Here is a 26,725-nt window from a genome sequence, read left to right as displayed (position 1 = left end):
AGCATAAACACACTTAAAAAAGCTCCGTAATTCAAATCCGAATTGCGAAGCTTTTTACTTTTGCTTAAACTTATTTAACGTTTAACATGCCTTCTTTAGCATGAACTAAGTTGGTAATGCAGGCACAATATGGTGTTGGCACACCGTATTTTTGCCCTTTGCGCCAAACAGCGCCGTTGATGTAGTCGATTTCTGTTGGCCGGTGATTGACTACTAAGTCTTGGTACATTGATGGGTAGTGGTCCATTGTCCAAGTACTTTCGACGTGTTCAACCACTTCTTTGCGGTCAAGATAGACACCTTCGCGTTCAGCGACATCGGCAAATTCATCGACAATGGTGCGTGTAATTGCGTCGGCATTTTGTGCATGACCAAAGTCAACCGTAGTTCCTTCTAGCAATGCACAAACGGAGTTAACAACACCATTAACACAGGCTTTGCGCCAAATGGAGTACAAGACGTTCTCGCTATAAAGAGCCTCAATCTTTGATTCATTAAAGACATCGACGATTTTTTGGACTTCTTGTTGGCCGCTGGCAGCCAAGCATTGCAATTCTGTTGGTCCGCTGCCGTCAAATTTGGTTTCACCAGGAGCTGGCATGCTTGCAGCGTTCATTGTGACACCCATGATGATGTGGTCTTTAGCAACATATTGCTCAAGCACTTCTTCGTGTCCTAGGCCATTAAGCAGGCAAAGAATATAAGTATTTGGTCCAATTACTGACTTAACGCTATCAAGCATTGAGCCTAGAGCCATTGATTTGGTGAAAACAATGACAAGGTCAACATTGTTAACCTCTTCAGCAATTTCATTTTGCTTATAAATCGGCATGGCAGCAGTAAGAGTTTCGCCGTCAACATCAGCCTTAACGCCATTTTCTCTAACGGCAGCAATATTCTTATCCCAACCGTCAACGAGAGTGACATCATTACCGCCGCGCTTCAGAAGCAAGCCGAACCGTAAGCCCATTGCACCAGAGCCGGCAATCACAATTTTCATAATATAATTCCTCCACAAAAACAATAAAATGTGTATGACTTCACTAATTATAATTCTTCTGCTTTCAATGGGCAATATGATAAATATTTAAAATAAATTGCAAATTCTTACAGCAAACGTTGATTTTAGGTATATCATTAATATTAAGTAGTACTATAGATGGAGGGAATATTTAATGGATCATAGAATAGTAACATATCCGGCAATTTTTAAACCACTTGATGATAATTTCTATGTGATTAGTTTTCCTGATGTCAAAGGAGCAATTACCGAAGGTGAAGGCTTGCGCGAATCATTAAAGATGGCAGCCGATACTTTGGCTAGTCGGTTGTATGATAAGGCGGTATTACCTAAATGCAGCGCACTTGATGAGATTGATCCGGGTGATGACGGCTCGTTTGTTGCGCTGGTTTCGGCTGATTTGACAGAAGCTTCACGTGATCGAATTAATTATGAAATATAAAAAAGCACTCCTCGCGGAGTGCTCTTTTATTAACTTGTTCCAAAAACTAACTTATAATCCTTGGGAACACAATTATTATATTATATAAAGCTCAAGATTGCTATTGATAAGGGTAATAATTTTTTTGTGGCTGACGCTTTTTAGTGTGAAAAATGTTTTTCTTCTATTATAATGTAATCTCTATTAATTTAGAGTGCTTATTTTGCAAAAAAGCGCTAGTTTTAGGCCTGAATTGACATAAGTGGTGTTAAAGTGCTATTTTTAAGTGGGAGAAAGTTTGGAGTGAACTATGCAAACAATTGAAAATTCTCTTTTGCGCGTCGCAATTGCTGAAGATGGTGCCCAAATGCTTAGTTTGGTAAATCATGGTAATCAGTCTGATTATTTCAAAAGTGATGCTGCGCAGGAGAAGTTGACGGTTGTCTTTCCGAGTGCGGATCAAGGTGAAAATTGGGCGGAACTCTTACATTGGACTGTTGTCGATAAGGGAGACGCACGTGTTAGTTTGGCTTTGATTGATGATGCGGTAAGTTACAAGAAGTTTCCGTATCATTTTGAAATGATTTTGACTTATGCGCTTGAGGGTAACCGAATTGACCTTAAATGCTATTTAAAGAATAATTCACATAAAGAAATGCCGTTTTCTTTGTCCTTTGTTTTGCCGGTAATTACTGGCTGGACGGTTAAGGAAAGTGTCAATGAAGTTGAATTAACCAATCAGGAGGCAACGATTAAGTTAAATTCTGCTAATTTTGCTTTAACTGCTAAAGGCGAGCAGGTAGTTGCCTCAATTGATAATGCGCTGCTGGCTGGGGACAATGATAACGAATTTCAGTTAACTTTAGCACTTAGTTAAAGATGGTAATGATTTTAATAAGAAGTTGTGAGCAAACCAGCATTGGTTTGCTTTTTTTGCTATAATACATTCATTGTTAATTAATATTTGGGTAAGAAAATGGATCATAACGATAAGCGCAGGAGTAAGAGTCGGGTAGAGTTGCATGCTAAGGACTATCATCGGCGGCGACAAGTTTGGACCTGGCTAATAAGTATTATTGCGGTTGCTGTTGTAGCAGCAGCTGCTTATTCGGCATACGTTTATTATCGAACCAAAACGGCGGTTGATAATACGTACGACAGTAATAATCAAGTCCAGATTAAAAAAGGCGAGTTTAACGGTAAGAAAAAATTTGCCGTCTTATTACTTGGAACTGATACAGGGGCACTAGATCGAACTGAAAAAGTCGGTAATACGGATACCATTATTCTAGCTGTTGTCAATCCGCAAAAGAAACGGTACACGTTGATGTCGGTTCCGCGTGACACAATGGCGCAAATGGTTGGTGCAGAAGAATTTCAAACTGAAAAGATTAATGCGGCCTATGGGATAGGTGGTGCCAAGATGACAATGGCTAGTGTCTCGCAGTTAATCAATGTGCCGATCAAGTACTATGCCTTGGTTAATATGAAGGGAATTATGCGCCTAATTCGTTATGTTGGTGGGATTAATGTCAGACCAACCCTTAGCTTTGAGTATGGCGGCTATGTTTTTAAGAAAAATCAGCTGACCCACATGGGCGGCGGTGGCGCCTTGGCATATTCAAGAATGCGTTATGACGATCCAGAAGGTGATTATGGTCGCCAAAAGCGGCAGCGTCAGGTTATTACAACTTTGATTAAAAAGGCTGTTTCAATCAGCACTTTAACCAAGCTAGATTCAGTGTTGACCTCAATTTCGGGCAATGTTAAGACTAACTTACCGTTTAAAGCGCTAGAAGAAATTGCGCTTAATTATCGCAGCTCGACTGAAAGTGTTAAAAACGATTACCTCCATGGCCATAACGCAACAATCGGGGATGCTTCTTATCAGGTGCAGTCAACTAAAGAGTTGCAGCGCGTCTCTGACTACTTGCGCGGTGAATTGGGATTAACTCTAATGCCAATCAACAATAATGAAACTTACCAGAATAAGCGTAATTCTGCTGGAGGCTTTGACTTTTCTGATCCAGCCACACAGGATTATACTATTTATCAGGATTATCAAGAGCAAAATTCACAGGAGGAAGATGATAATTGATGACACGTTTGTGGTCAATCTTAATTGGTTATGTACTGGGGAATTTGCTGGGTGCAATGTTAATTGGCCGGTTTATTTTTCATCAAGATCCGACCAAAGTCGGTTCTGGTAATCCCGGAACAGCTAATGTCGGTGCTGTTTTTGGTAAAAAATGGGGCATAATTACCTGTTTAGGTGATTTTTTGAAAACTGCCGTTGCACTATTAATAGTTGCTAGTCTTTTCCCAGGACGCGTTAATTTGGCTTATACAGCTTTAGGGCTGATTCTGGGGCACTGCTTCCCAATTTTAAATAAGTTTCAAGGCGGCAAGGGAGTTGCCGTGGCGGGATTGTTTGCTTTGATTTATGATTTTCCAGCAGGTGTTACTACCTTGCTGATTGCCTTAATTTTGGTGATTATCATGAAGAATCTAACAGTACCGCCGCTGGTCTTTATATTTTTGTTTAGTTGTTATGAATTGACAAAAATTAGGGAAGTCGGCATTATCCTATTAGTGATTGCGCTAATTATGACTTTTAAGTTTAGGCATGATCTTCATGACTTTTTTGTCGGTAAGGGTAAAGAAGTCGATGTTTTATACACAATTAAGAAAAAGTTGGGTATAAAGGTACAATAAGAGATAAAATCAATTTTTAGTGAGGGTATATACTAGAAACATGAATAAAAATAAAAAAACGTTAAAGACTGTGCAGGCCATCTGCCTGCTGGTTGCGACTTTCTTCATGTTAGTACAAATGTTTAACTTACGAGGCATTGCTTCTAGAGCACATTTTTCGTTTATTCGGTTTGTGCCAAATATGTTGTATCACGCAACAATAATGCTTGTCCCAATGGTTTTTGGTGCTGTCTACAGTAAGAAAAAGCAACGTGCAAGTGAGAGTCTTAGGTACTGGCTATTAGGGGTAACGACCTTAATTGTTTATTACCTGTTATTCTTTATTATTTCGCCAAGTCACTTTAATATGTGGCGTGTATGGGGAATGCTCTTCCCAGTAATTACCAGTACGTCAGTTTTGTTTGCAGGATTAATCTTCAGTTTGCTGGCTCAGCCATACCTGTATGACCTGCAGCACAAGTTAAGTGACAAGCAAAACCTGCTAGTGTTGAGTATCTTAACGGTATTAGGTTTTGCTTTAAGTGCTGGTAATTTAACTTTTCAATATTCGCTTTACGGCTTGTATTTGATTTTGTTCTTTGCTTGGGGGATGTTTCTCGCCAATGTCAAAATTGATGGCAAAATGCTGGGAGCTTCCTTGTTTGCCGGCTTAGTTTCTTTCTTTGTCGTTTTAATTGGGGTTCCGGGGTTTGATGCCGTTTATTGGTCACAATTAATTTCCGGTAACGGTGGCGGTGATTGGAACAGGGAATTTTTGAATAATCCCTCATCACCGTTTATGTTTTTGATGGTAGCAGCAGCCTTTTTACTCTTTAAAAAGGTCATTGTTACCTTTAGCGCGCGGGAAATGCGCTACTTTATCCCAGTAATTATTTTCATGGATGCGCCAATTTCAAGCAAGTTCATGAAGGTCTTTACCTTTACCGGTTCTTCAACAATTAACAAGCTCATTATGATTGTCTTAATGATGTTAATTGCCTGGGGCTGGTACTTTATCTTGAACCGCTATCTGTTTAAGTGGCGGCCGTTTAAACAGGCACTTGACTATCTCGACCACGAAACTAATTTGGCCAATGTGTGTGTAACTGCTTGGCAAGGCTTTACTAAGTGGGTTGTTACTAACCGCGTTAATCTTTTGACGTGGGGCTGGTTCTACATTTTAAGTTTTGCGTCTTTCTTAATTGAATCTGATAATTTACGTATTCAGATTAGTACGGCCAAAAATATTAATGCAATTGTTTATCTTTTGGGAACCAAATTCTTTGCGATTGTTCTAACGACAATCTTCCTTGATGCCTTGTTCTCAATTCTTTACTTCATTACTACGCGCTACTGGACTTCTAACATGCTGGTCAGCATTATTGGGATTGGTTGGGCCGTTGCCAACAAGATTAAGATGAATTTGCGTGGTGAGCCGATTTATCCAACTGAAATTAGCGAAATAGTTAACTGGAAGACCTTGTTGCCAATGATCGGCAAGGGAATGGTTATTGCTATTTTAGTTGCCTTGGTAGTAGTAATTGTTCTGGATATCTTCTTAGAGAAGAAGTACCCAATTAAAAAGCGTGGTTCATGGAAGCGGCGTGGAATTTGGGCACTGCTCAGCTTGCTGTTATTCTTGACACCATTGCGGTTTAATCACGATGATGGTTTTATTTATTACATTAACCTTGGCTTTGATAACCACCAAAAATTCCGTAACCCTGAACGTGATATTCAAGTTAACGGGCCGGTCTTGAACTTCCTGAATTACATTGATTTGCAAATTATGGATCAGCCAAATGGCTATTCAGCAACAACAATCAATCAGTTAAACCAAAAGTATGCTAAGGTTGCCGCTAAAATCAATAAGACGCGGAAGAATGATGTTAATAAGCAAACCGTAATCTTCAACTTGAGTGAAAGTTTTGTTGATCCATATACTTTCCCAACAATTAAGTTTGACCGTGATGCGCCAAATCCGGTTAAGTTTATTCAGTCGATGAAGAAGCGGTCAACTTATGGTTCGATGCTTAGTGCCGGTTATGGTGGTGGTACGGCCAACATGGAATGGGAGACGTTGACGGGTCTGAACATGGGAATGTTCAAGTCAACGCTGACGCCATACGTTCAAATCGTGCCGAATTACAAGTTCTACCCAACAATCGGGATGGACTTTGATTATAAGTCTGCTATTCACCCATTTATTGGGACTTACTACTCAAGAATTGGTGACTATCGGATTTTCAAGTTTAATAAATTTGCTTACTTGGGTTCAGGTTATAAGATTGTTGACCAGAAGAAATTAGGTCACAGCAGCTATAATTCTGATTTCACTACTTATGCCAATGGTTTACGTCAAATTAATTCACGTAAGGGCGGCCAGTTTATTAATCTGATTTCAATTCAGAACCACATGCCATATGACAACTGGTATCCAAAGAATGAATACATGGGTAAGATTTCTGGTGACTTGTTCAAGACTGCCGCAGATCGTGAACAAATGGCTACTTATGTTAAGGGGACGCAATATACCGACAAGGCAGTTAAGAAGTTTATCAAGCAAATTGACAAGATTAAGAAGCCAATTACCTTGGTCTTTTATGGCGATCACTACCCAAGTATTTTGTCACAAAGTTACACGGCGAAGTATCCGGTACAAATGCACTCAACGCGCTACTTTATTTACTCAAATAAGTATGCTCGTGACCATGGCGCCAAGATGAAGCTGTCAACTAAGGACAATAATTATGTGAATACCAGTGACTTCATTGCCATGATGCTGCAACAGACTGACTCGAAGGTCACACCATACCAAGCCTTGTTAACAGAAGTTCACAAGGAATTGCCAGCAATTACGATTAATTTTGCTGGCGACAAGGGCTTCAACTTAGTTAACCGTAAGGGTGAAATGATTGATCCAAAGAAATTAACGAAGAAGCAACAAAAGCTGCTTGCTGATTACGAAATGATTCAGTATGACATGACTTCGGGTAAGGCATATGGCTTGAAGGCAAAGGGCTTTTACAAATAATTAAAAAATAATGTTGACTAATTAATAAAAAATTAGTATTATGCATTTAACATCATGATGAAGTAGCACTTCGATTCAGCGATCAGAGAACTAGCGGTTGGTGTGAGCTAGACAGGTCGAAGGTGACGAAATACGAGTTGGGTGGTTCCCGTAAAGACCAGACAAGGCACTATAATAGGTGTAAACGTGGGTGGTACCACGGCTAAAAAGCAATTTAGTCGTCCCTAGATTCGAATTGAATCTAGGGGCGTTTTTTGTTGGAGGAAAATAATGGCAAACTTTGATATTTTAGAAGACTTAAAATGGCGTGGCGCCATTAACCAAGAAACTGACGAAGAAGGTTTACGCAAATACTTAGAAGAGCATGACGACTTGGCATTATACTGTGGGACTGACCCAACCGGTGATTCGCTGCATATTGGTCACTTGATTCCCTTTATGATTTTGAAGAGATTCCAGCTTGCCGGTTACCACCCAGTAATTGTTATTGGTGGTGGTACGGGAACAATCGGTGACCCATCTGGTCGTAAGTCAGAACGGACCTTGCTGGATGCGGAAAAATTACACCAAAATGAAGTTGCTTTGACTAAGCAAATGGAAAAGCTGTTTGGTACAGAAAACTTTCAAATCGTTAACAATGCGGAATGGCTGGACAAGCTAACCTTAATTGACTTTTTGCGTGATTACGGCAAGCATTTCCAAGTTAATAACATGCTTAATAAAGATGTTGTTGCCAGCCGACTGGAAAATGGGATTTCCTTTACTGAGTTTTCTTACCAAATTTTGCAGGCGATTGACTTTAACGAATTGAACAAGAATTACGGTGTCCAAATGCAAATCGGCGGTAGTGACCAATGGGGTAACATTACTGCCGGAATCGACTTAATTCATAAGTTGCAGGGTTCAGACAGACAAGTCTTTGGCTTGACTATTCCTTTGATGTTAAAGGCTGATGGTACCAAGTTTGGTAAGTCAGCAGGTGGTGCTGTTTGGCTTGACCCAGAAAAGACAAGTCCTTACGAGTTCTACCAATTCTGGATTAATCAAGACGACCGTGATGTTGTTAAATACTTGAAATACTTCACATTCTTAAGTCATGAAGAAATTGATGCCTTGGATGAGGCTACTAAGAAGGAACCTTGGAAGCGGGCAGCACAAAAGAAATTAGCTGAAGAAGTAACCAAGTTCGTCCATGGTGAAGACGGCTTAAAAGAAGCACAAATGATTACTGACGCGCTATTTTCTGGCGACATCAAGAACTTATCGGTTAAGCAAATTGAAGAAGGTCTAAAGAGTGCGCCAGCTGCTGAGACAGATGGCAGTGTGAAGAACATTGTTGATTTCTTAGTTGAAACCAAGGTTGAAGACTCAAAGCGTCAGGCGCGTGAAGACATCAAGAATGGTGCAATCTACATTAATGGCGATCGGGAACAATCCGTTGACTTTGATGTTGATCCAGACAAGGCATTTGATGGCAAATACGTCATTGTCCGTAAGGGTAAGAGAAAGTACACGTTAGTTACAATTAAATAGTTGAGATAGGTATTCCAAATATGGGATACCTATTTTTTGTTTATTAAGTAGGTATGCTAATAATTTAAATTTATAAACTAACATTATATAATTAAAGAGTGCTTAGTTAGTGAATAAGTTTAGGAGAATAATTATGGACGCAGAACAGATCATGGTGACAACGACAGAGCAAATTCCTGGTAAGAAATATGAAATTCTGGGAGAGGTCTTTGGCTTAACTACGCAATCTAAGAATATGATTAAGAATATTGGTGCTGGCTTAAAATCAATGGTTGGCGGTGAAATTGGTTCTTATACTAAGATGCTGGAAGAATCGCGAAATAAGGCATTGGCAAGAATGTGTCAAGCAGCTGCCGACAAGGGTGCGGATGCAATTGTGATGATGCGTTTTGATTCTGGCTCAATTGCTAGTGACATGCAATCAGTTGTTGCTTATGGGACAGCGGTTAAATTTATTAATTCAGAAGAATAATGACTGCAATCTAAATAAAAAATAAAGCATCTCCTGCTTGCGGGATGCTTTTTTGGTACAATAGAGGTGCCACTTTAGCTCAGGAGGTAGAGCACCGCCGTGGTAAGGAGGAGGTCCCCAGTTCAAATCTGGGAAGTGGCTTAATGTCATTGAAATTAATAGAAAGGACATCTAAAGTGCAGATAACTGAGGTAATCGATTTTGTTAAAAGGCAGCTTAAAGATGAAAAAACTGGTCATGACTTTTATCACGGTCAGCGCGTAGCCCACTTAGCGAAGAAAATGTATTTACAAGATAACCCCAATGCCCACCAAGATAGCCGCATGGTAGCAATTATTGAAGCAGCCGGATATTTACATGACACAATTGATGAAAAAGTTTGCTCAGATCCAGAAATTGTCTTGGCTAATATTCAAAAAATATTGCCACAGGTTGGCTTTACGACTTTAGAAATTAAGGACATCTTGTTTACAATGCAGCATATGTCATTTTCTAAAAATATTGAGCATCATTATCAATTACCTGTTTCGGGGCAATATGTTCAGGATGCAGATCGAATTGAAAGCCTCGGTGCAATTGGGATTGCTCGTGCTTTTACTTATGGTGGTGCGCATGGCAACATGATTTATGATCCAGCCATTAAGCCGCAAAAATTAGTTAGTTATGACCAATATCGACAGCACCAGGAGACGACAATTAATCACTTTTATGAAAAATTATTTCAGCTTGAAGATTTAATGAATACAGCAGGTGGTAAAAAAGAAGCACACATTAGAACTAAATATATGCGTAATTTCGTTAACGAATTTATCCAAGAGTGGGATGTGTGAAATGCGAGCGAGGGTTGTGATTTATAATCGTCAAACCCAGGCTTTACTGCTAATTCATCGCTTGAAGGATGGCCGTGATTATTGGGTAGTTCCAGGCGGCGGTGCTAAGGGGCAAGAAACGCCTATTGAAACGGCAATCCGTGAAGTTCGTGAAGAATTACAAATAGAGTTAACACCTAAAGATTTACACCCGTTGTTTGTATTACAGGAGCAAGAATGTGAAGTCTTTTTCTGTGCCCAATCTTTGCAAGTTACGACACCTGAGATTAGTGGTGAGGAGCAAGAGCGATCAAGTTTGACGAACATTTATTTGCCAACTTGGATAAAAATTAGTCAATTACCCCAGCTTAATTTAATGCCCCCACAGGCGAAGTTAAAAATCTGTGAATATTTCAAAAATTAAGTACCAGCTTTTTTAATAAAGATGCTGGTGCTTTTTTGTTTTAATTAACTTTAATTAGGATTAATATTGAACAAAATTATTAGCAAATTCACAGAGGTTAAAGTATGAATAAAAAACGATGGCACTGGTTGACAATTGTTCTGGGAATAAGTCTTGTTATGACGGCTTGTTCGGGTAAAAAACAGGATACTTCTAAAGCTAAAATCAGTAAGAATAGCATCGCGCTGATTACTGACAGTAGCGGAGTTGACGATCAGTCATTCAATCAAGCCGCATGGGGTGGTTTTACGGCTTTTGGTAAAGAACATAATTTAAAGCGCGGAAGTGGCTACCAATATTTTCAATCAAATAGTGCAGCAGATTATACCCCCAACTTCAATCAGGCAGCTAGCTCCGGCTACCAGACGATTTTTGGTGTCGGCTACGCGCTAAAAGATTCGGTGAAGGCAGCGGCAGCTAAAAATCCTAAGAAAAATTTTGTCATTATCGATGATGTGATTACCGGCCAAAAAAATGTGGCATCCGTTACTTTCAAAAGCAATGAAGCATCATATCTAGCCGGTGTTGCGGCAGCTTATACGACTAAAACTAATTCTGTCGGCTTTGTTGGTGGTGCTAAATCAGGCATCATTAATTCTTTTGCGGCAGGTTTTAGTCAAGGCGTTCAAGCTGGTGCAAAAATGCTGCACAAAAAAATAACGGTTAAGAATGAATATATTGGTAACTTTACGTCGACTGATAAAGCAAAATCTATCGCCCAGTCACTGTATTCAGATAAGTGTGACATCATTTATCAAGCAGCGGGAACGGCGGGCAATGGTATTTTTCAGGAGGCTAAGGATTACAACCAAATGCATTCAGCAGCCCAGAAAGTATGGGTAATTGGCGTTGATGTCGACCAAGCAGGTTTAGGTAATTACAAAACTAAAAATGGTCAGAAGGATAACTTTACGCTGACTTCGGTTTTGAAAGGATTAGGTGTGGCAACTAAATCATTAGCGGATTTGGCTGCTAAGGGTGAATTTCCTGGTGGTCGGCACTTAGTCTATGGCCTGAAAAATAACGGCGTTGCGATTACTAAGGGTAATTTAAGTGCCGCAGCTTGGACGGCTGTTCAAAAGCAGCGTACACAAATTATTGCTGGAAAAGTTAAGGTTACTCAATCATTAAAATAGTTTTTCAAGACGCAAAAGCGTCTTTTTGTTTGGCTAATTTTACATAAGTCGACAAATTTTGAAAAATTTTCAAATTCTGCTTTGAAGCATACAAAAATAATGGTGTGTCTGTCTTAGAACATGTTCTAGACCAATTATAGAATCTTGATAAATCAGCACTTCATCTTGTGGTGCTGCTTTGACATAACCACTAAATCTTGATATTTTAATAACTGAAAAGATATTTAGGGGGTTACAACATGAGCATAAAGTTCAAGAAAATTTGGTCAACAGCAGCACTGGTCTTCACGGCTAGTCTGGTGTTAACAGCATGTTCTGGTAAAAAGCAGGGCGGTAGTGGTAATACAGGTGATAGTGCCAAACATTCCATTGCTTTGGTAACAACGGCAGCTGGGGTCAATGATAATTCGTTTAACCAGTCAGCGTGGAATGGGTTTAAGGCATACGGCAAGCAGCATAATTTACAGCGCGGAAAAAATGGTTACCAGTATTTCCAATCAAGCAGTGATGCTGACTTTGTGCCTAACTTTGACCAGGCCAGCAAGGCAGGTTACCAAACAATTTTTGGGATTGGCTACAACTTAAAAGATGCCGTCAGTGCGGCAGCTAAGAAGAATCCCAAGAAGAACTACGTGATTGTTGATGAAGTAATCAACGGGCAAAAGAACGTTGCTTCGGCTAACTTTAAGAGTGAGCAAGCAGCCTACTTAGCAGGAGTTGTTGCTGCTGCCGAAACTAAGACGAACGTGATTGGTTTTATCGGTGGCGTTCACGGCAATATTATTGACCTGTTTGATGCTGGCTTTACCAAGGGCGTGAATGATGAAGCTAAAAGATTGCATAAAAGGGTAACACTTTTGAACCAATATGCTGGCAGTTTTACCAGTGCCGATAAAGGCAAGGCAATTGCCCAATCAATGTATGCCAAAAAAGCGGATATTATCTTCCATGCTTCTGGCTCTACTGGTGATGGTCTATTCCAAGAAGCCAAGTCAATTAATCAAAATCGCCCTGCTTCTAAGCGTGTCTGGGCAATCGGCGTTGATGTTGACCAGTCATATTTAGGCAATTACAAGTCAAAGGACGGCAAAAAGGCGAACTTTGTCTTAACTTCAGTAATTACGGGCGTCAATATTGCCACCCAAGATATTGCTAATCGGGCGTATAACGGTAAGTTTCCTGGCGGACAACATCTTGTTTATGGCCTCAAGACCAATGGTGTCTCAATTAAGCGGGGACAAATTACTCCTGCTGCTTGGAAAATTGCCCAAGAGGCGCGGTCGCAAATTATTGCTGGTTCAATTAAAGTGCCAATTCACCCAGCAGAATAGTTCGCTGTTTAGCGCATACAAAACTGCCTTATCCGTAAAATAAAAAACATTACTATTGCAATTACGTATTTTTAAGATAAAATGATTATTAATAGTTCGTTATTTATGGAGGGCAGAAAATTGCAGCGTAAATTTAGTAAGTTGTTAGCTTTAGGAACAGTTGTGGCATCAGTTAGTTTGGTTTTGAGTGCATGCTCCGGCAAAAAGCAAAGTTCGGGAAATCAAACTAGTAAAGGCAGTATTGCTCTAATTACTGATGACAATGGGGTTGATGACCAGTCATTTAATCAAGCTGCTTGGCAGGGCTTCAAGGCTTATGGTAAAGAACACGGTTTTACTAGGGGCAAGGGCTACCAATACTTTCAATCAGGTAGTGCATCAGACTTTACTCCTAACTTTAATCAAGCTGCTAAGTCAGGCTACCAAACAATTGTTGGCGTTGGTTATATGTTGACGGATTCAGTTAAGGCATCAGCTAAAAAGAATCCCAAAAAGAATTTTGTCATTATTGATGATGTGATTACAGGGCAAAAGAATGTTGCCTCGGTTACATTTGAAAGTAACCAGTCTTCTTATTTGGGCGGGTTAGCAGCAGCTTATACGACTAAGACAAATAAGGTGGGCTTCATCGGCGGTGCTAAATCCAGCATCATTGATAAATTTGAAGCTGGCTTTAAGCAAGGAGTGCAAGATGGGGCAAAGGCTTTGCACAAAAAGATTAAGGTTTCAACCGAATATGTTGGGAATTTTGCTTCAACTGACAAGGCTAAGTCAATAGCGCAATCAATGTATGCCAATAAGACCGATATTATTTTTCAAACTGCGGGTGCTGCAGGTAATGGGGTCTTCCAGGAAGCCAAGGATCGCAATCAAACACGGCCAGCCAGTCAAAAAGTTTGGGTCATCGGCGTTGATGTTGACCAGTCTAACTTGGGTAACTACAAGACTAAAGATGGCAAGAAGGCCAACTTTACTTTGACTTCAGTCTTGAAGGGGCTTGATGTTGCCTCGAAGTCATTAGCTGATGATGCCTATCGCGGCAAATTCCCAGGAGGCAAGCACCTAGTTTATACCTTAAAGGGTAACGGTGTTTCACTAACTCGCGGTAACTTGTCCGCTAAGACCTGGACTGCAGTCAATCGTGCTAAGGCGCAAATTATTGCCGGTAAAATTAAAGTTCGGGAAACGACTAAATAATTAATAATTGAAAACTCTTTGTGTAAGCAAAGAGTTTTTTAACAAAAAGGAAATCAATAAGCAAAATGGAAAATATGACGAACGTAATTGAGATGCGCCATATTGTTAAGGACTTCAATGGTTTTAAGGCTAATGATGATATTAATCTGGTCTTGCATCATGGTGAAATCTTAGCTTTACTTGGCGAAAATGGTGCGGGAAAGTCAACCTTGATGAGTATTTTATCGGGGTTATTAGCACCAACTGCTGGTGAAATTCTGGTGCGTGGTCAGCAAGTTACAGTTAAAAATCCAACAGTAGCTAAAAATTTGGGCATTGGGATGGTGCACCAGCACTTTATGCTAATGGATTCCTTTACTGTTTTAGAAAATATTATTTTGGGTCACGAGACAACCAAGGGACCTAAATTGGATTTAAAAAAGGCGCAAACGCAAATTGAAGAGTTGTCCCAACGTTACGGTCTGAATGTTGACCCTAATAAAAGAGTGGGCGATATTACCGTAGCGCAGCAGCAACGGGTAGAAATTTTAAAGGTGCTGTATCGCGGCGCAGATATTTTGATTTTTGATGAGCCGACGGCAGTATTGACCCCGCAAGAAATTACGGAATTTATTCAGATTCTTAAGGAGCTGGCTAAAGAAGGTAAGTCAATTATTCTAATTACGCATAAATTAGAGGAAATCAAAAGAGCAGCTGACCGTGTGACCGTTATTCGTGCTGGGAAAAGTGTCGGCACTTTCAACGTTGCCGATGTTACTGACAATAACTTAGCCGAATTAATGGTTGGGCGCCACGTTAATATGCGTCTGACCAAGCCGGCAGTAGAATTAGGTAAGACCATTCTTGATATAACCAACCTGCAAGTTAAAAATAAGCAGGGCGTTGCCGCGCTTAAGGGGTTATCCTTTAACCTGCGTGGTGGTGAAATTTTGGGAGTAGCCGGAATTGACGGTAACGGTCAAGATGAATTAGTAGAAGCAATAACGGGTTTGCGGCACGTTAGTGCGGGCAAAATTATCATTAATAGTCATGACTTGACCAACCAAAAAGTACGTAAAATTACCCAAGGGGGCGTGGCTCATATTCCCGCCGACCGGCAAAAGTATGGTTTGATTTTGCCATTCTCAATTGCGGATAATTTGGCATTGCAGGATTATTATCAAGAGCCATTTTCACGCCATCATATCTTGCGTCGTGATGTCATTAGTCAGCATGCACAAAAGTTGGTGAAAAAGTTTGATATTCGAACTACTGGAATTAATTTACCGGTGAGTGACTTGTCCGGTGGTAACCAGCAAAAGGTGATTATTGCGCGAGAATTAGACCGTGACAGTGATTTAATCATTGCGTTTCAACCAACACGGGGACTAGATGTCGGGGCAATTGAATATATCCACAAGCAATTATTACAAGAGCGAGCAAAAGGTAAGGCGATTTTGTTAATTTCTTATGAATTAGACGAGATTATGCAATTATCTGACCGCATTATTGTGCTTCATGATGGGAATATTTCTGGTGAAGTTAAGCCAGAAGAAACTAGTGATGAAGAATTAGGCCTGCTGATGACCGGAGTTAAGAAAGAAGGTACTGCTCTTGCTTAAAGTAACATCTAGAACCAAAAGAATTTTAGTACCAGTTATTTCCATCCTTGCTGGCTTTTTAATTGGTGCAGTAATTATGTTAATTTGGAATTACAATCCAATTCAGGCTTATTCCTCAATGTTCTCTAGTGCGCTTGGCAACATGAATGGTATTGGCGAAACCATTCGGGAGGCCACGCCGCTGATTTTTACGGCGATTGGCTTCGCGATTGCTTCCAGTGCCGGCTTTTTTAATATTGGTTTGCCCGGTCAAGCACAAGCTGGTTGGCTAGCTTCAATTTGGGTCGTGTTAGCTAATCCTAATTTGCCCAAAGTTGTCTTACTGCCGCTGGCGATAATTGCGGGAATTGTTGCCGGCGCGATTGTGGCAGGAATTGCTGGTTGGTTGCGGGCCCAATTTGGGACGAATGAAGTTATCACTACAATCATGCTTAATTATATTGTGCTCTACTCATGTCAATATTTGATGCAGCAGATTATGCCAAGTAGTTTGCGGCTGGATACGGATACGACCAAGACAATCGCCGCTAATGGTAGTTTGAAGATTGACTGGTTGAGTTCTTTCTTTGGCGATTCGCGGATTAACGCGGGGATATTTTTAGCATTAATTGCAGTTGTGCTCTACTGGTATTTGATGAAAAAGACGACCACTGGCTTTGAAATTCGGTCAGTTGGAACCAACCCTTATGCCAGTCGGTATGCCGGCATGTCGACTAAGAAAAATATTATGCTGTCGATGCTTTTATCAGGTGGCTTTGCCGGACTGGGCGGTGTTGTTCAAGGCTTAGGAACCTACCAAAACTACTTTACGCAGACTACGAGTTTGGATATTGGTTGGGACGGACTGTCTGTTGCCTTGTTGGGCGGCAGTACGGCTGTTGGTATTTTGCTGGCTGCATTATTGTTCTCAATTTTAAAAATTGGTGGCTTGGGAATGCAGACAATTGCTGGTATTCCTTATGAAATCGTCTCAATTGTGATTGCCGCAATTATTTTCTTTATTGCCATTCAGTATGTGATTGGCCGCTTGTTTAAGGATAAGCAGTCGCCTAATTTAACTGCTATTAAAAAAGAAGTGCAGGCAGATAACGGGAGGCAAAAATAATGAGTTTGGTAGCGATTTTATCTTTACTAGTGTCATCGACTTTTGTCTATTCGGCGCCACTAATTTTTACCGCGTTGGGCGGAGTTTATAGTGAGAATTCTGGTGTCACTAACATTGGTCTTGAAGGAATTATGACGATGGGTGCTTTCTCGTCGATTGTATTTAACCTGACCTTTGCCGGTACTTTTGGCAAAATCACGCCGTGGCTGGGTGCATTAGTCGGCGGGATTGTTGGCTTGCTGTTCTCACTGCTGCACGCAGTAGCGACCATTAACTTTCACGCTGACCATATTATCAGCGGCACGGTGCTCAATTTAATGGCACCACCGTTAGGTGTTTTCTTAATTAAGGCCATTTATGATAAAGGGCAAACAGAGAATATCAGTCAGAGTTTTGGTTATTTTTCTTTTCCGGGCTTGGCTAATATTCCAGTGATTGGTCCGATTTTCTTTCAGAATACTTCGGCACCAGCTTGGGTAGCGATTATTGTGACCATTATCCTTTGGTGGGTGCTCTACAAGACACGCTTTGGGTTGCGGCTGCGCTCTTGCGGTGAAAATCCCCAAGCCGCTGATACATTGGGAATTAATGTTTACGGGATGCGTTATGCTGGTGTCTTAATTTCCGGCTTTCTTGGCGGGATTGGTGGTGCTATTTTTGCGGAAGCAATTTCTGGGAACTTTTCTGTTTCCACAATCGTTGGTCAGGGCTTTATGGCTTTGGCGGCAGTAATCTTTGGTAAGTGGAATCCGCTTGGAGCAATGCTGGCATCATTATTCTTTGGTTTTGCACAGAGTATCAGTATTATTGGTAACCAACTGCCATTTTTCAACCATATTCCTGCTGTTTATATGCAGATTGCGCCGTATGTGATTACAATTGTAGTGTTAGTATTGTTCTTTGGTAAATCGGTTGCGCCAGCTGCCGATGGTCAAAATTATATCAAGTCAAAATAAGGAGATTGTATGAAACAAATTTATTTTAACCATGATGGGAACATTGACGATTTAGTCTCATATTTACTGCTCTTGCAGGCACCTGATATTAAATTATTAGGCGTAGGTGCGATTGATGCCGATGGTTATGTTGATCCGGCAGTTGAGGTTTGCCGGAAGATGACCGACCGCTTTAATTTGCGTGGTGACAAGTTAGAAGTTGCCAAGTCAGATTCGCGAGCAGTTAACCAGTTTCCACAAGAATGGCGGACAGCTTCGTATTCCTTTAATTATTTGCCAATTTTAAATGAATCAGGCAAGATGATTACCAAACAAGCAGCACTGCCAGCTCATTTAGACATGATAGCCAAGCTTAAGAGTGCAACAGAGCCAATTACCTTGGTAATGACGGGACCATTGACAGATTTGGCAAGGGCACTTGATGAGGATCCAACAATTGAAAGTAAAATTGCTAAACTTTACTGGATGGGCGGCTCACTTGATGGCCACGGTAATGTAGTGATGATTAATGCCGATGGCAGCCAGGAGTGGAATGCCTTTTGGGACCCACAGGCTGTTAGTCGTGTGTTAGCATCACACATTCCGATGCAAATTGTGGGTCTTGAAAGTAGTGAAGAATTACCGCTGACTGATGAATTACGGATGCATTGGGCGAGCTTACGCAAGTATCCAGCAATGGACTTAGTGGGTCAAGGCTACAGCTTATTGGTTAATCCGCCGGTACAAACAGCGCAACTATATTTCTGGGATGTTTTGACCACAATTAGTGCATTGTATCCTGAAGTTGTTTCTGAAGTTGAACGGCGTAAAGTTCGAGTGATTACTTCAGGAATTGCTCAAGGAAGAATGGAAGATGATCCAAATGGCCGTGAAATCACTTTAGTTACTAAGGCTAACAAGGAGTTGTTCTTCAAGCGCTTTGACGAATTATTGGAGCAAAGTAAGTAGTGCATAGATAAAAAATTAAATCAACAAAAAAACGAGGTTCGATTTTCGAATCTCGTTTTTTAAGTATACTAAAGCTAAAATTTAGTTTTAAGCCAAAGTATCCCAAACTGGCAGGTCGGTGATTGGACCTTCAGCCAAGGCAACTTGTGCCGGCGTTAAGTACTTCTTGTGCACAACAACTTCATAAGTATATTGCTTAAACCAATCGTTGGTCATTACGAAGAAGCCCTTGTCGCCGTTCTTTTCACCCCAAGAATTTTCAACTTTCCATTGGCGAATATGACCATTATCCTCATCGACACCAACCAAGGTCATGGCATGGGTTGAAGCAGCTGAACCTGTGCGCAGCTGGTCGGCCTTGGACATTTTGGAGTTAATGCCAAACAAGTCATCTAATTGATACAAGTTAGTATCAAGATAACCTTGTTTACGGTCGCTTTGCTCGCCGACATCGTTACCAAACCAAACGGCTTCGCCGTCTTTTAATTGGGCAACAGCAGCTTGTTCAAGATATTCCATTGGTACGTTCAAGAATTTAACTCTGTAGGAACCTTCAACGTTGTCTTCAAATGGTAGACCGTATAACTTGTCATATTCATGGTCTGGGGCATTAGTTAAAACGACATAGTCGTCAAAGTTTACGTCACCGAGATACTTATGCAAAAATTCAAGTGGCGTTAAATCTTTGTCCAAATGATACTTCTTATCATCATCACGGTATTCCAAGTCAAATTTCTTAGGTGGCTCACCAACAGCAATTGCCGTCATTTGGTAAACTTCACTTAAGAATTGCTGCCGTGTTTCCTCGATTTCTTCATCCTTGCCAGCTTGCTTCAATTCCCGCAATACTAATGCATCCTTGCGCATTTTATCGCCCAAGGCTTTGGCAAAAGCGTTTGTATTATTGGTGTTGAAATTTTCTGGCATTGCATAAGTTGGTACGACACCATATTTTTCAACTAAGGCTGCTGCCATGTGGAATTGACCGCCATCTTCACCGGCATCACGCAAATAAGCTCTAACAGTTCGTGAGTCAAGTGGTTCATCGGCACTAGCTAAAATATTGTCGTAAAAAATATTGGCGCGCTCAATTTTATCCCAGAAAAAGTTGTAACTTTGTGAGAAGGTAAAGTTCTTAACGTGGTATTTTTTACCAAAATTGTGGCGCAAAATATTTAGCGTTGCAAATTCCCAGCAGCGACCAGATTGTTGCTGGTTAGTAACATTTTCCGTATCTAATTCTGTTGAAAAAACGCGTGTCAGTTCACCTTGTACACGTTCATTATATGAAGCCATTAGAACACCGCTCTTTTGAGCAGCGCGGGCAACAACCTGATTTTTTGGATTATCGTTAAACTTGTCAGCGAATTGTTCAAGTTCTTGCACAGTTAATTTGTGTCCCATATCGGATCTCCTTTTTAATCTTTTTTGAATTACTCTCTAATTTTAAGCTAAAAGAAAACCGAGTTCAATTACTGAACCCGGTTTTTTTATTGTTAGCCTAATGGATCCCAAACGGGTAAATCTTCAGCAATTGGGCCTTCTGCTAAAGCTAATTGCTCTGGCGTCAAGTACTTTTTGTGGACAGCAACTTCATAAACATAGTCGTTAAACCAGTCATTGCTCATTACAAAGTAGCCATTCTTCCCAACTTGATCGCCCCAAGAATTTTCAACTTTCCAGCGGCGAACTTCGCCTTGGTCTTCATCAACACCAACAAAAGTCATGGCATGTGAGAAGTTTGCTTCGCCAGTGCGCAGTCTATCAGCCTTACTCATCTTTAAGTCAACGTTAAAAAGATCGTTCATTTGGTAAAGCTCAGAGTCAAGGTAGCCCTTTGGTCGGTCTAATTCGTGCAATACATCGTTGCCAAACCATACAGCCTCTCCATCTTTAAGCTGGCGAATGGTTGCAGTAGCCAAGTATTCCATTGGCACGTTGAGCAGCTTGATTTCACATAAGCCCGCAACATTGTTGTCGGCAGAAAAGCCGTATAATTTGTTATATTCGTGGTTAGGTGAGTTGGTTAAAACAACATAGTCATCTAGGTCAAGGTCACCAAGATACTTTTGGTAGAAGGTTTGCGGCGTTAAATCCTTATCCAAATGATACTTCTTGTCATCATCGCGGTATTCCAGATCAAATTTCTTAGGTGGTTCACCGATAGCAATTGCTGTCATCCGGTAGACTTCATTTAAGAAACGATCTTGCGTTTGCGCAACTTCTTCATTCTTGCCGTCTTGCTTTAATTGGCGCAAGACTAAGGCATCTTTGCGCAATTTTTTGCCTAAAGCCATTTGTAAAGCATCGGTGTTGTTGCTGTTGAAGCTCTCAGGCATTGCATAACTAGGGACAACACCGTACTTTTGCACTAGGGATGCAGCCAGCTGCCAGTGACCGCCATCTTGACCGGCACTTGCCAGATACTTGCGGACAGTTCGCGAGTCAAGTGATTGGTCAGCAGTTGCAATAATATGGTTATAAAAAATATTGGCACGTTCAATCTTATCCCAGAAAAAATTATAACTTTGTGAGAAAGTAAAGTCCTTAACATGATATTTTTTACCAAAGTAGTGGCGCAAAACGTTGAGAGCTGCGAATTCCCAACAGCGTCCGGAATGCTGTTGCGCGGTAACCTGGCCGACATCTAATTCTGTTGAAAAGACGCGGTTTAAGTCATTGCTGGCCTTTTGTTCATTATAAGAAGCCGCAAAAATTCCACTCTTTTGAGCAGCACGGGCAATAACCTGATTTTGGGGATCGCTGTTAAAGTCGGCAGAATACTTTGCTAACTCTTGAATTGAAAGTTGATGATTCATTAGGTAATTCTCCTTTTTTAATTAATTATTAATAATTATTTTAGGACAAAATAAAAACGAGTTCAACAGCTGAACTCGTTTTAGAGAATTACATGTATTGGCAACTTATCTAAGACTTCTTGCAAATATAATAATAAGTTAATCGATTGAAATCGAGTTATCACTACTGCCGGCAGTTTGCTTTGGCAGTGTGATAGTCAATACACCATTATCATACTTTGCATGAATCTCACTTGCAACTACATTTGGTAATCTAAAGCTGCGGGAAATGTGCCCTGCACTTCTTTCGCGGTGGATAATACTGCTATCTTTTGATAAATCTTTAAATGATTTTCTCGAGCCAGATACGCTCAAAACCCCGTTATTATAGTTTAAATTAATCTTTTCTTTATCCATGCCGGGCATATCAACCTTAACAACATAGTTTCTGTCGTTTTCGGCAACATCAGCCTGCATTAATTTTGCCATTTCGTTAGTATCAAAAAATTTCTGTGGAAGGTCAAACCAATCATTCATTGCGTCAAATAAGTCATTGTGACGATTCGTTAAATCTTGTGCCATAGTAAAAACTTCCTTTCAAAAATTAAATTATTTGTAGAGAAGACTTTCATTTCTTCCTTACACTGATTATTATAGTAGGCAGATTAGGAAAATGGAAATATTTAGCACTCTTAATTTTAGAGTGCTAATTTTAGGTAAAAAATACTGTCGTTATCAGTTATTTTGCTTGTGGATAATTATAAATTTAAAAAAGTAGGAGTAATCTTGGAATGGTTTATTATCAAAAAATGACGCCGGAGGGCTACCAAAAAATCAAGGATGAAATTGCAGATTTGAAAAAAGATCGGCCGCGCCGAATTAAGATTTTGCAGGAAGCGCGCAGCTTAGGTGACTTATCTGAAAATACTGAATATACCGAGGCTAAACGTGATTTGGGACACTTGCAGAGCCGTTTGCGGTACTTAGATAAGCAGTTAAAATATGCTGAAATTGTGGAGAAAACTGATGACGGTAAGGTTGATTTAGGCAAGACCGTGACCTTGAAGTTTGCTGGTGATGATGAAGTTGAAGAATATCGCATCGTTGGCCGAATGGAAGCAGATTTAGATGAGGGGAAAGTCGCATTTGACTCGCCATTGGGGCAGGCGATTATGAAACAGAAGGCGAAGACGACAGTAACAGTGGCGGCACCTGCTGGTGAATATCAAGTAACAATTATTAAAGTCGATTAAACAGGCTTGAAAAAAATAGATATTATTAATTTCCTGATAGTGCTATCATTAGCTTAATACAAGGGGAGGAGAAGATTTATGTTTAAGTGGATTTTAGCGCGACCAGATTCTCAAAAACGAGTGCCGCAGGAAAAAATCGGAAAGACTTATAAGTTACGGCAACTTGGTGTTTTACTTTCAACTTGCATTGGCTATATTGGGTATTACATCATTAGGCTAGTTTTTACGACTGAACAGAACGATATTATGAAGGTATATCACTTTACAACCGCTGATATTGGTCTGATTTTGTCGTGCTTTGGCATTGGTTATGGTGTTGCCAAGCTGTTTATGGGTGCATTAGCCGATAAATGTGATGCCAACCGTTATCTAATGCTTGGGTTATTGTTGTCGGCAGTCTTAAATATCTTTTTGGGCAGCAGTCGCAATTTATACATTATGATGCTCTTGATGTTTTTGATTGCTGTAACTCAAGGAATGGGAGCGGCAGCCTGTCAGCGAATGATTCAGTTATGGTGGGGACCAAGAATGAGGGGAACGATGTATTCAATCTGGTCTTCAGCCCATAATGCTGGGTCATTTATCTGTGTTGCTGTGGTGCAATTAGCGAGCTTTTTGTTTGCTGGTTCATTGCCAGCTGTCTTTTATACAGCCTCAGTAGTGTCGTTTATTATTTGTATTTTGATTTTGCTTTTAGGAGCTGATCGACCAGCAGTTGTGGGGTTACCCGATATTTCTACTTATACTGGTGACAAGGTCGTTTTGGACGATGGACAAACGGTAACTTCTGATTCAACTCAGTTAAGTATTATCCAAATTTTTGTTAAGTATATTTTGAAGAATAAGCTTGTTTGGGCGGTGACATTAACCTCGATGTCGCTTTATCTCGTACGTTATGGAATTCAAAGCTGGATTCCATCGTATTTAGTCCAAACGAAGGGCTTTGATCCCGGTGTTGCGAAATGGGTAATCGGAATTTTCGAATTGGCATCTGTTCCGGGAGTGATTATTATCGGTGCAATTTCGGATTTGCTTAAAGGACGGCGGGCACAAGTTTCAATCGCTTGTGTTATTGGTGTGTTACTATGCTTAACGGTTTATTTCTTTACCAATAATCATACTTTAATTATTGTGGCTCTAATTATTATGGGAAACTTGATCTATGCGCCTTTGACTTTGGTGGGCCTAATGATTAATGAAGTTGTACCTAAGTTTGCCGTGGGAGCGTCAACAGGATTTATGGGCTTTTTCCAGTATATCTTTGGTGAAACTCTAGCTACAGCTCTGATTGGGATTTTAGTTAATCAATTTGGCTGGATTGCCAGCAACACAATTTTGTATCTTGCTTCAGGCCTAGCAATTGTCTTTTTACTATATACAGCAAGAAGTGAAAAACTGATGCGGCAAAAAGCGATGAGTAAGTAATAAAAGCTGTTTTTAATGTATTATAATTGATGATAAGTGGTCGAAATGGATTAGAAAAAATCTGTTGAAATTTCATAAAATTGTCTTTTTTTGCTATAATATGGAATTTGTAGAGTACACAAATGGATAGAGGTAATTTTTGTGAATACACCAGCATCAAGAGAGGGCAACTTAATCCGCTACATTATTTATTTTATTGGCTATTTAATGGCTGCCGGCACTGTTAAGCTGGTTACTATAAATTTACCAATTCGCCTTTGGGATTTAATCTTATTTGCATTAATTTCTTTAATGGTTTTGCTGTTCTTCATTTATCGCTTTAATCGCGAGCAGCGCTTTTTTGACCGTAGCTTTTCGGGGTCATGGCTTGGTAATTTTGGTATGACTATTAGCTTAACTTTGGTGGTAACAGCGTTGCGAATTGGTGTTTCGTGGCTGCAGGCTTATGGCAAAGTTAAGCCGTATAGTTTCCAAACACTATATTTACAGCATGAGTCAGTCAAGATGTATTGGTTTTTGGTTGTAGCGTTAGGAATTATCCTACCGATTTTGCAGGAATTTTTGATTACGGGGTTTTTGTTTAATTACGCGTTTAGGCGCAACACAATGTTTACGGCAGTTTTGGGCATTGTGACCTCGGGCATTCTGTTCAGTCTTTTAAATTGGCAGATGTCACTGCCTCTTTTAGTGATTAATGCGGTGTTTGGTGCATTGTTTGCGTGGTCTTACCTCTACACGCAGACCTTGTGGATGCCGGTTTACTTAGCCGTGGTCAATGGCATCATTTTAATGATTATGATATAAAAAAATAAAAGGCAATGATTTTTTCAATCATTGCCTTTTTTTAGTTAAGCGGATAGCGTGAATCGAACCCGCATCTTCAGCTTGGGAAGCTAACATTTTACCATTAAACTATACCCGCGTTACTAAAATAGTTTATCATGTTTCAAGAATATTGCCAAGCTTAATTTTTAACAGAAGATTATCTGCCTTATTTTTCTATAAATACTTTATGCTAATATTAGTTTGTTTGGTATAATCATTAAGACGTAGAAAAAGTTAAAAGACGGTTTACTACCTGTGAGTGAAGGGACTGATGCCTATGAGCATGAGCGGATTCATACTCCAATCTATTGTAAGAAGGGAGGACAGGTAGATGCAAATCATTTTGGCACTGATGTTAATTTTCGCTATTAGTTTAGTCAAATTGGCATTTAGGTTAGCCAAAATGAAGCAGTACCAGCTGTTAGCAGTAGTGATAATAAATTTACTGCCATTAGTGGTTGAACTGCTAAGAAGTTTACTCAAGTAATTTTGGGCAAACAAAAACCGTCTTACTCTACCAGGAAAAGGACGGTTGCTTGTCAACAAATAATTTTCAGGTAGTAAACCACTTTTAGTGGAACTACGTCAAGAGAGCTGTGTTAGCGCATAGCTCTCTTTTTATAACTTTAATTATGTACATTATAATGTACAAAGTCAAGCAGTAAACTAGGTGGAGAACTTGGGAGAAAAGTAAGGGTAACAAATTAATTTGTGTATTTTAACGGACTTAATTGCCTAATTAAGAAAACTATTATAACTATGTCTTTAAGCATGGTATAATAATAGTGAAAACTAGTTAACTACGATTTTAGTAGTTAAAACGTGTAGGTGAGTTGATTACTTACAACGCGCGGTGACGATCTTAAAAGGATCGTCTTTTTTGTTTTATAGCAATTTAATTATTGAAACTTGGTTTGAGCTTATAGATATTCCAATATTTTTTTGATTTTAAGATATATGCCTTTTATTAAATCAATTAATAATAACTTGAAATCGCCCCATAAAATCCCTAACATTTTACTTTCTCTGCGGCATTTTACTAACTGCTAAGGGCATACTGCTGCGGTCAATCAGGTTAGTAAAATTTTGAAACAGCCAGTGGCGTAATTCTGCAGAACTAATGACTAAGGGCATGCGGTCATGGATTGGTGCCATGTCAGAATTGGGCTTGGTTGTTACCATTGAAAAATGTCCATCTTGATAAATTCCGGCAATTAAAGTCAGGGGCACATTGGGGTCGCGAAAACTGTAGCGCTCGTGATAAGTGCGCTGATTAGCGGTATAAGTTTGATGTCCAGATTCCCAAAACTGTTCAGCAATAATAATGCACCGTGATTTAGCAAACGACTTATCCCACATTGAAGGTTTAGTCTCAAAGAAGCGTTCAACGCGGGCATTAAAAATCACTTTTTTACTGTCAAAAGGGCTGGGGTAGCCCCAAGTTTTGGGCACTAATTGTAATTGGTTATTTTGATAAAGCAGAACAGGGGCAGCTGCTTTAGGGAAGACTGGCTGACTTTGCGACAGGTTTTTTGCTGGTTCAACTAATGGCAAGTTCAGATCAGCGACTAAATATTTTTTAATTTCCGCCAAACTCGGCAGCTGGAATTGATTACACATTTTTCCTCTAGGTTTAATCATTGCTTGATTTTTGGTAAAATCAAGTATAGCTATTATATTAAATAAGATTTTGATTTTTAAAG

Annotated in this window: 25 protein-coding genes and 2 tRNA genes; 21 read left to right on the top strand and 6 right to left on the bottom strand. The window is 40.0% G+C overall.

Annotated features, from left to right (window positions below; all coding sequences use genetic code 11):
* Positions 1-70 precede the first annotated feature (70 nt).
* The gene (locus OZX58_RS06920) at positions 71-1,000 is read right to left on the bottom strand and encodes a 2-dehydropantoate 2-reductase (RefSeq protein WP_277140777.1); all 930 of its coding nucleotides are present in this window, start codon (positions 998-1,000) and stop codon (positions 71-73) included.
* A 175-nt stretch (positions 1,001-1,175) separates the two neighbouring features.
* Between OZX58_RS06920 and OZX58_RS06915 the strand changes: the two genes are divergently transcribed.
* From OZX58_RS06915 to OZX58_RS06835, 17 genes are all read left to right on the top strand, one after another.
* Entirely contained in the window at positions 1,176-1,463 is a 288-nt protein-coding gene (locus OZX58_RS06915; protein WP_277130456.1) for a type II toxin-antitoxin system HicB family antitoxin, read from the top strand.
* 289 nt (positions 1,464-1,752) lie between these two features.
* The gene (locus OZX58_RS06910; protein ID WP_277130457.1) at positions 1,753-2,319 is read left to right on the top strand and encodes an aldose epimerase; all 567 of its coding nucleotides are present in this window, start codon (positions 1,753-1,755) and stop codon (positions 2,317-2,319) included.
* A 99-nt stretch (positions 2,320-2,418) separates the two neighbouring features.
* Positions 2,419-3,540: an LCP family protein gene (locus OZX58_RS06905; protein WP_277130458.1), complete on the top strand. Its 1,122-nt coding sequence runs from the start codon at positions 2,419-2,421 to the stop codon at positions 3,538-3,540.
* Positions 3,540-4,157 carry a glycerol-3-phosphate acyltransferase gene (locus tag OZX58_RS06900; RefSeq protein WP_277130459.1) on the top strand — a complete coding sequence of 206 codons (618 nt, stop codon included), beginning with the start codon at positions 3,540-3,542 and terminating at the stop codon, positions 4,155-4,157. Before OZX58_RS06905 ends, OZX58_RS06900 begins: the two co-directional genes overlap by 1 nt.
* 40 nt (positions 4,158-4,197) lie before the next feature.
* Positions 4,198-7,170: an LTA synthase family protein gene (locus OZX58_RS06895; protein WP_277140776.1), complete on the top strand. Its 2,973-nt coding sequence runs from the start codon at positions 4,198-4,200 to the stop codon at positions 7,168-7,170.
* A gap of 270 nt (positions 7,171-7,440) precedes the next feature.
* The gene (gene tyrS / locus OZX58_RS06890; protein ID WP_277130461.1) at positions 7,441-8,703 is read left to right on the top strand and encodes a tyrosine--tRNA ligase; all 1,263 of its coding nucleotides are present in this window, start codon (positions 7,441-7,443) and stop codon (positions 8,701-8,703) included.
* A 133-nt stretch (positions 8,704-8,836) separates the two neighbouring features.
* On the top strand, positions 8,837-9,175 hold the full coding sequence (locus OZX58_RS06885; protein ID WP_277130462.1) for a heavy metal-binding domain-containing protein: 339 nt from the start codon (positions 8,837-8,839) through the stop codon (positions 9,173-9,175).
* A gap of 68 nt (positions 9,176-9,243) precedes the next feature.
* Positions 9,244-9,316: transfer RNA gene (locus tag OZX58_RS06880), tRNA-Thr, on the top strand.
* 35 nt (positions 9,317-9,351) lie between these two features.
* Positions 9,352-10,005, top strand: a complete 654-nt coding sequence (locus OZX58_RS06875) for an HD domain-containing protein (RefSeq protein ID WP_277141771.1) — start codon at positions 9,352-9,354, stop codon at positions 10,003-10,005.
* Between the two features lies 1 nt (position 10,006).
* Positions 10,007-10,408 (top strand): NUDIX domain-containing protein, encoded by a 402-nt coding sequence (locus OZX58_RS06870; protein WP_277140775.1) that lies wholly within the window; start codon positions 10,007-10,009, stop codon positions 10,406-10,408.
* 104 nt (positions 10,409-10,512) lie between these two features.
* On the top strand, positions 10,513-11,583 hold the full coding sequence (locus OZX58_RS06865) for a BMP family protein (protein WP_277140773.1): 1,071 nt from the start codon (positions 10,513-10,515) through the stop codon (positions 11,581-11,583).
* Between the two features lie 239 nt (positions 11,584-11,822).
* Entirely contained in the window at positions 11,823-12,914 is a 1,092-nt protein-coding gene (locus OZX58_RS06860; protein ID WP_277140771.1) for a BMP family protein, read from the top strand.
* A 120-nt stretch (positions 12,915-13,034) separates the two neighbouring features.
* Complete coding sequence (locus OZX58_RS06855; protein WP_277140770.1) at positions 13,035-14,111, top strand: BMP family ABC transporter substrate-binding protein; 1,077 nt, start codon at positions 13,035-13,037, stop codon at positions 14,109-14,111.
* A gap of 65 nt (positions 14,112-14,176) precedes the next feature.
* Positions 14,177-15,712 (top strand): ABC transporter ATP-binding protein, encoded by a 1,536-nt coding sequence (locus OZX58_RS06850; protein WP_277140768.1) that lies wholly within the window; start codon positions 14,177-14,179, stop codon positions 15,710-15,712.
* Complete coding sequence (locus OZX58_RS06845; RefSeq protein ID WP_277140767.1) at positions 15,705-16,817, top strand: ABC transporter permease; 1,113 nt, start codon at positions 15,705-15,707, stop codon at positions 16,815-16,817. The genes OZX58_RS06850 and OZX58_RS06845 overlap by 8 nt, the downstream gene beginning before the upstream one ends.
* Entirely contained in the window at positions 16,817-17,773 is a 957-nt protein-coding gene (locus OZX58_RS06840) for an ABC transporter permease (protein ID WP_277140766.1), read from the top strand. The genes OZX58_RS06845 and OZX58_RS06840 overlap by 1 nt, the downstream gene beginning before the upstream one ends.
* A gap of 9 nt (positions 17,774-17,782) precedes the next feature.
* Positions 17,783-18,721, top strand: coding sequence for a nucleoside hydrolase (locus OZX58_RS06835; RefSeq protein WP_277140765.1), 939 nt, complete (start codon positions 17,783-17,785; stop codon positions 18,719-18,721).
* Between the two features lie 87 nt (positions 18,722-18,808).
* Here OZX58_RS06835 and OZX58_RS06830 read toward each other — a convergent pair whose 3' ends face one another.
* The 3 genes from OZX58_RS06830 to OZX58_RS06820 all read right to left on the bottom strand — a co-directional run bounded on the left by OZX58_RS06830 (position 18,809) and on the right by OZX58_RS06820 (position 22,101).
* Entirely contained in the window at positions 18,809-20,125 is a 1,317-nt protein-coding gene (locus tag OZX58_RS06830; RefSeq protein WP_277140764.1) for a C1 family peptidase, read from the bottom strand.
* A 92-nt stretch (positions 20,126-20,217) separates the two neighbouring features.
* Positions 20,218-21,540, bottom strand: a complete 1,323-nt coding sequence (locus OZX58_RS06825) for a C1 family peptidase (RefSeq protein ID WP_277140763.1) — start codon at positions 21,538-21,540, stop codon at positions 20,218-20,220.
* A gap of 138 nt (positions 21,541-21,678) precedes the next feature.
* Complete coding sequence (locus OZX58_RS06820; RefSeq protein WP_277130473.1) at positions 21,679-22,101, bottom strand: Hsp20/alpha crystallin family protein; 423 nt, start codon at positions 22,099-22,101, stop codon at positions 21,679-21,681.
* A 209-nt stretch (positions 22,102-22,310) separates the two neighbouring features.
* Between OZX58_RS06820 and greA the strand changes: the two genes are divergently transcribed.
* The 3 genes from greA to OZX58_RS06805 all read left to right on the top strand — a co-directional run bounded on the left by greA (position 22,311) and on the right by OZX58_RS06805 (position 25,001).
* A complete protein-coding gene (gene greA, locus OZX58_RS06815) occupies positions 22,311-22,772 on the top strand; it encodes a transcription elongation factor GreA (RefSeq protein ID WP_277140762.1) in 462 nt (153 codons plus the stop codon).
* 78 nt (positions 22,773-22,850) lie between these two features.
* The gene (locus tag OZX58_RS06810) at positions 22,851-24,197 is read left to right on the top strand and encodes an MFS transporter (protein WP_277140761.1); all 1,347 of its coding nucleotides are present in this window, start codon (positions 22,851-22,853) and stop codon (positions 24,195-24,197) included.
* A gap of 141 nt (positions 24,198-24,338) precedes the next feature.
* Complete coding sequence (locus OZX58_RS06805; protein WP_277140760.1) at positions 24,339-25,001, top strand: CPBP family intramembrane glutamic endopeptidase; 663 nt, start codon at positions 24,339-24,341, stop codon at positions 24,999-25,001.
* 47 nt (positions 25,002-25,048) lie between these two features.
* Here the strand turns inward: OZX58_RS06805 and OZX58_RS06800 are convergent.
* A tRNA-Gly gene (locus OZX58_RS06800) sits at positions 25,049-25,119 on the bottom strand.
* A 234-nt stretch (positions 25,120-25,353) separates the two neighbouring features.
* On the opposite strand from OZX58_RS06800, the gene OZX58_RS06795 reads away from it, so the two are divergent.
* Positions 25,354-25,509 carry a hypothetical protein gene (locus tag OZX58_RS06795; RefSeq protein WP_277140759.1) on the top strand — a complete coding sequence of 52 codons (156 nt, stop codon included), beginning with the start codon at positions 25,354-25,356 and terminating at the stop codon, positions 25,507-25,509.
* A gap of 530 nt (positions 25,510-26,039) precedes the next feature.
* Here the strand turns inward: OZX58_RS06795 and OZX58_RS06790 are convergent.
* Complete coding sequence (locus OZX58_RS06790) at positions 26,040-26,642, bottom strand: SOS response-associated peptidase family protein (protein WP_277140758.1); 603 nt, start codon at positions 26,640-26,642, stop codon at positions 26,040-26,042.
* Positions 26,643-26,725 lie beyond the last annotated feature (83 nt).

Source organism: Lactobacillus sp. ESL0680 (assembly GCF_029392855.1).
Taxonomy (GTDB): Bacteria; Bacillota; Bacilli; order Lactobacillales; family Lactobacillaceae; genus Lactobacillus.
This window is presented reverse-complemented; position numbering and strand designations above follow the sequence as displayed.

Bases quoted from the DNA above. Each gene is read 5' to 3' on its own strand.
- OZX58_RS06920 (WP_277140777.1), bottom strand. From the start codon at position 1,000: ATGAAAATTGTGATTGCCGGCTCTGGTGCAATGGGCTTACGGTTCGGC.
- OZX58_RS06915 (WP_277130456.1), top strand. From the start codon at position 1,176: ATGGATCATAGAATAGTAACATATCCGGCAATTTTTAAACCACTTGAT.
- OZX58_RS06910 (WP_277130457.1), top strand. From the start codon at position 1,753: ATGCAAACAATTGAAAATTCTCTTTTGCGCGTCGCAATTGCTGAAGAT.
- OZX58_RS06905 (WP_277130458.1), top strand. From the start codon at position 2,419: ATGGATCATAACGATAAGCGCAGGAGTAAGAGTCGGGTAGAGTTGCAT.
- OZX58_RS06900 (WP_277130459.1), top strand. From the start codon at position 3,540: ATGACACGTTTGTGGTCAATCTTAATTGGTTATGTACTGGGGAATTTG.
- OZX58_RS06895 (WP_277140776.1), top strand. From the start codon at position 4,198: ATGAATAAAAATAAAAAAACGTTAAAGACTGTGCAGGCCATCTGCCTG.
- tyrS (WP_277130461.1), top strand. From the start codon at position 7,441: ATGGCAAACTTTGATATTTTAGAAGACTTAAAATGGCGTGGCGCCATT.
- OZX58_RS06885 (WP_277130462.1), top strand. From the start codon at position 8,837: ATGGACGCAGAACAGATCATGGTGACAACGACAGAGCAAATTCCTGGT.
- OZX58_RS06870 (WP_277140775.1), top strand. From the start codon at position 10,007: ATGCGAGCGAGGGTTGTGATTTATAATCGTCAAACCCAGGCTTTACTG.
- OZX58_RS06865 (WP_277140773.1), top strand. From the start codon at position 10,513: ATGAATAAAAAACGATGGCACTGGTTGACAATTGTTCTGGGAATAAGT.
- OZX58_RS06860 (WP_277140771.1), top strand. From the start codon at position 11,823: ATGAGCATAAAGTTCAAGAAAATTTGGTCAACAGCAGCACTGGTCTTC.
- OZX58_RS06850 (WP_277140768.1), top strand. From the start codon at position 14,177: ATGGAAAATATGACGAACGTAATTGAGATGCGCCATATTGTTAAGGAC.
- OZX58_RS06840 (WP_277140766.1), top strand. From the start codon at position 16,817: ATGAGTTTGGTAGCGATTTTATCTTTACTAGTGTCATCGACTTTTGTC.
- OZX58_RS06835 (WP_277140765.1), top strand. From the start codon at position 17,783: ATGAAACAAATTTATTTTAACCATGATGGGAACATTGACGATTTAGTC.
- OZX58_RS06830 (WP_277140764.1), bottom strand. From the start codon at position 20,125: ATGGGACACAAATTAACTGTGCAAGAACTTGAACAATTCGCTGACAAG.
- OZX58_RS06825 (WP_277140763.1), bottom strand. From the start codon at position 21,540: ATGAATCATCAACTTTCAATTCAAGAGTTAGCAAAGTATTCTGCCGAC.
- OZX58_RS06820 (WP_277130473.1), bottom strand. From the start codon at position 22,101: ATGGCACAAGATTTAACGAATCGTCACAATGACTTATTTGACGCAATG.
- greA (WP_277140762.1), top strand. From the start codon at position 22,311: ATGGTTTATTATCAAAAAATGACGCCGGAGGGCTACCAAAAAATCAAG.
- OZX58_RS06810 (WP_277140761.1), top strand. From the start codon at position 22,851: ATGTTTAAGTGGATTTTAGCGCGACCAGATTCTCAAAAACGAGTGCCG.
- OZX58_RS06795 (WP_277140759.1), top strand. From the start codon at position 25,354: ATGCAAATCATTTTGGCACTGATGTTAATTTTCGCTATTAGTTTAGTC.
- OZX58_RS06790 (WP_277140758.1), bottom strand. From the start codon at position 26,642: ATGTGTAATCAATTCCAGCTGCCGAGTTTGGCGGAAATTAAAAAATAT.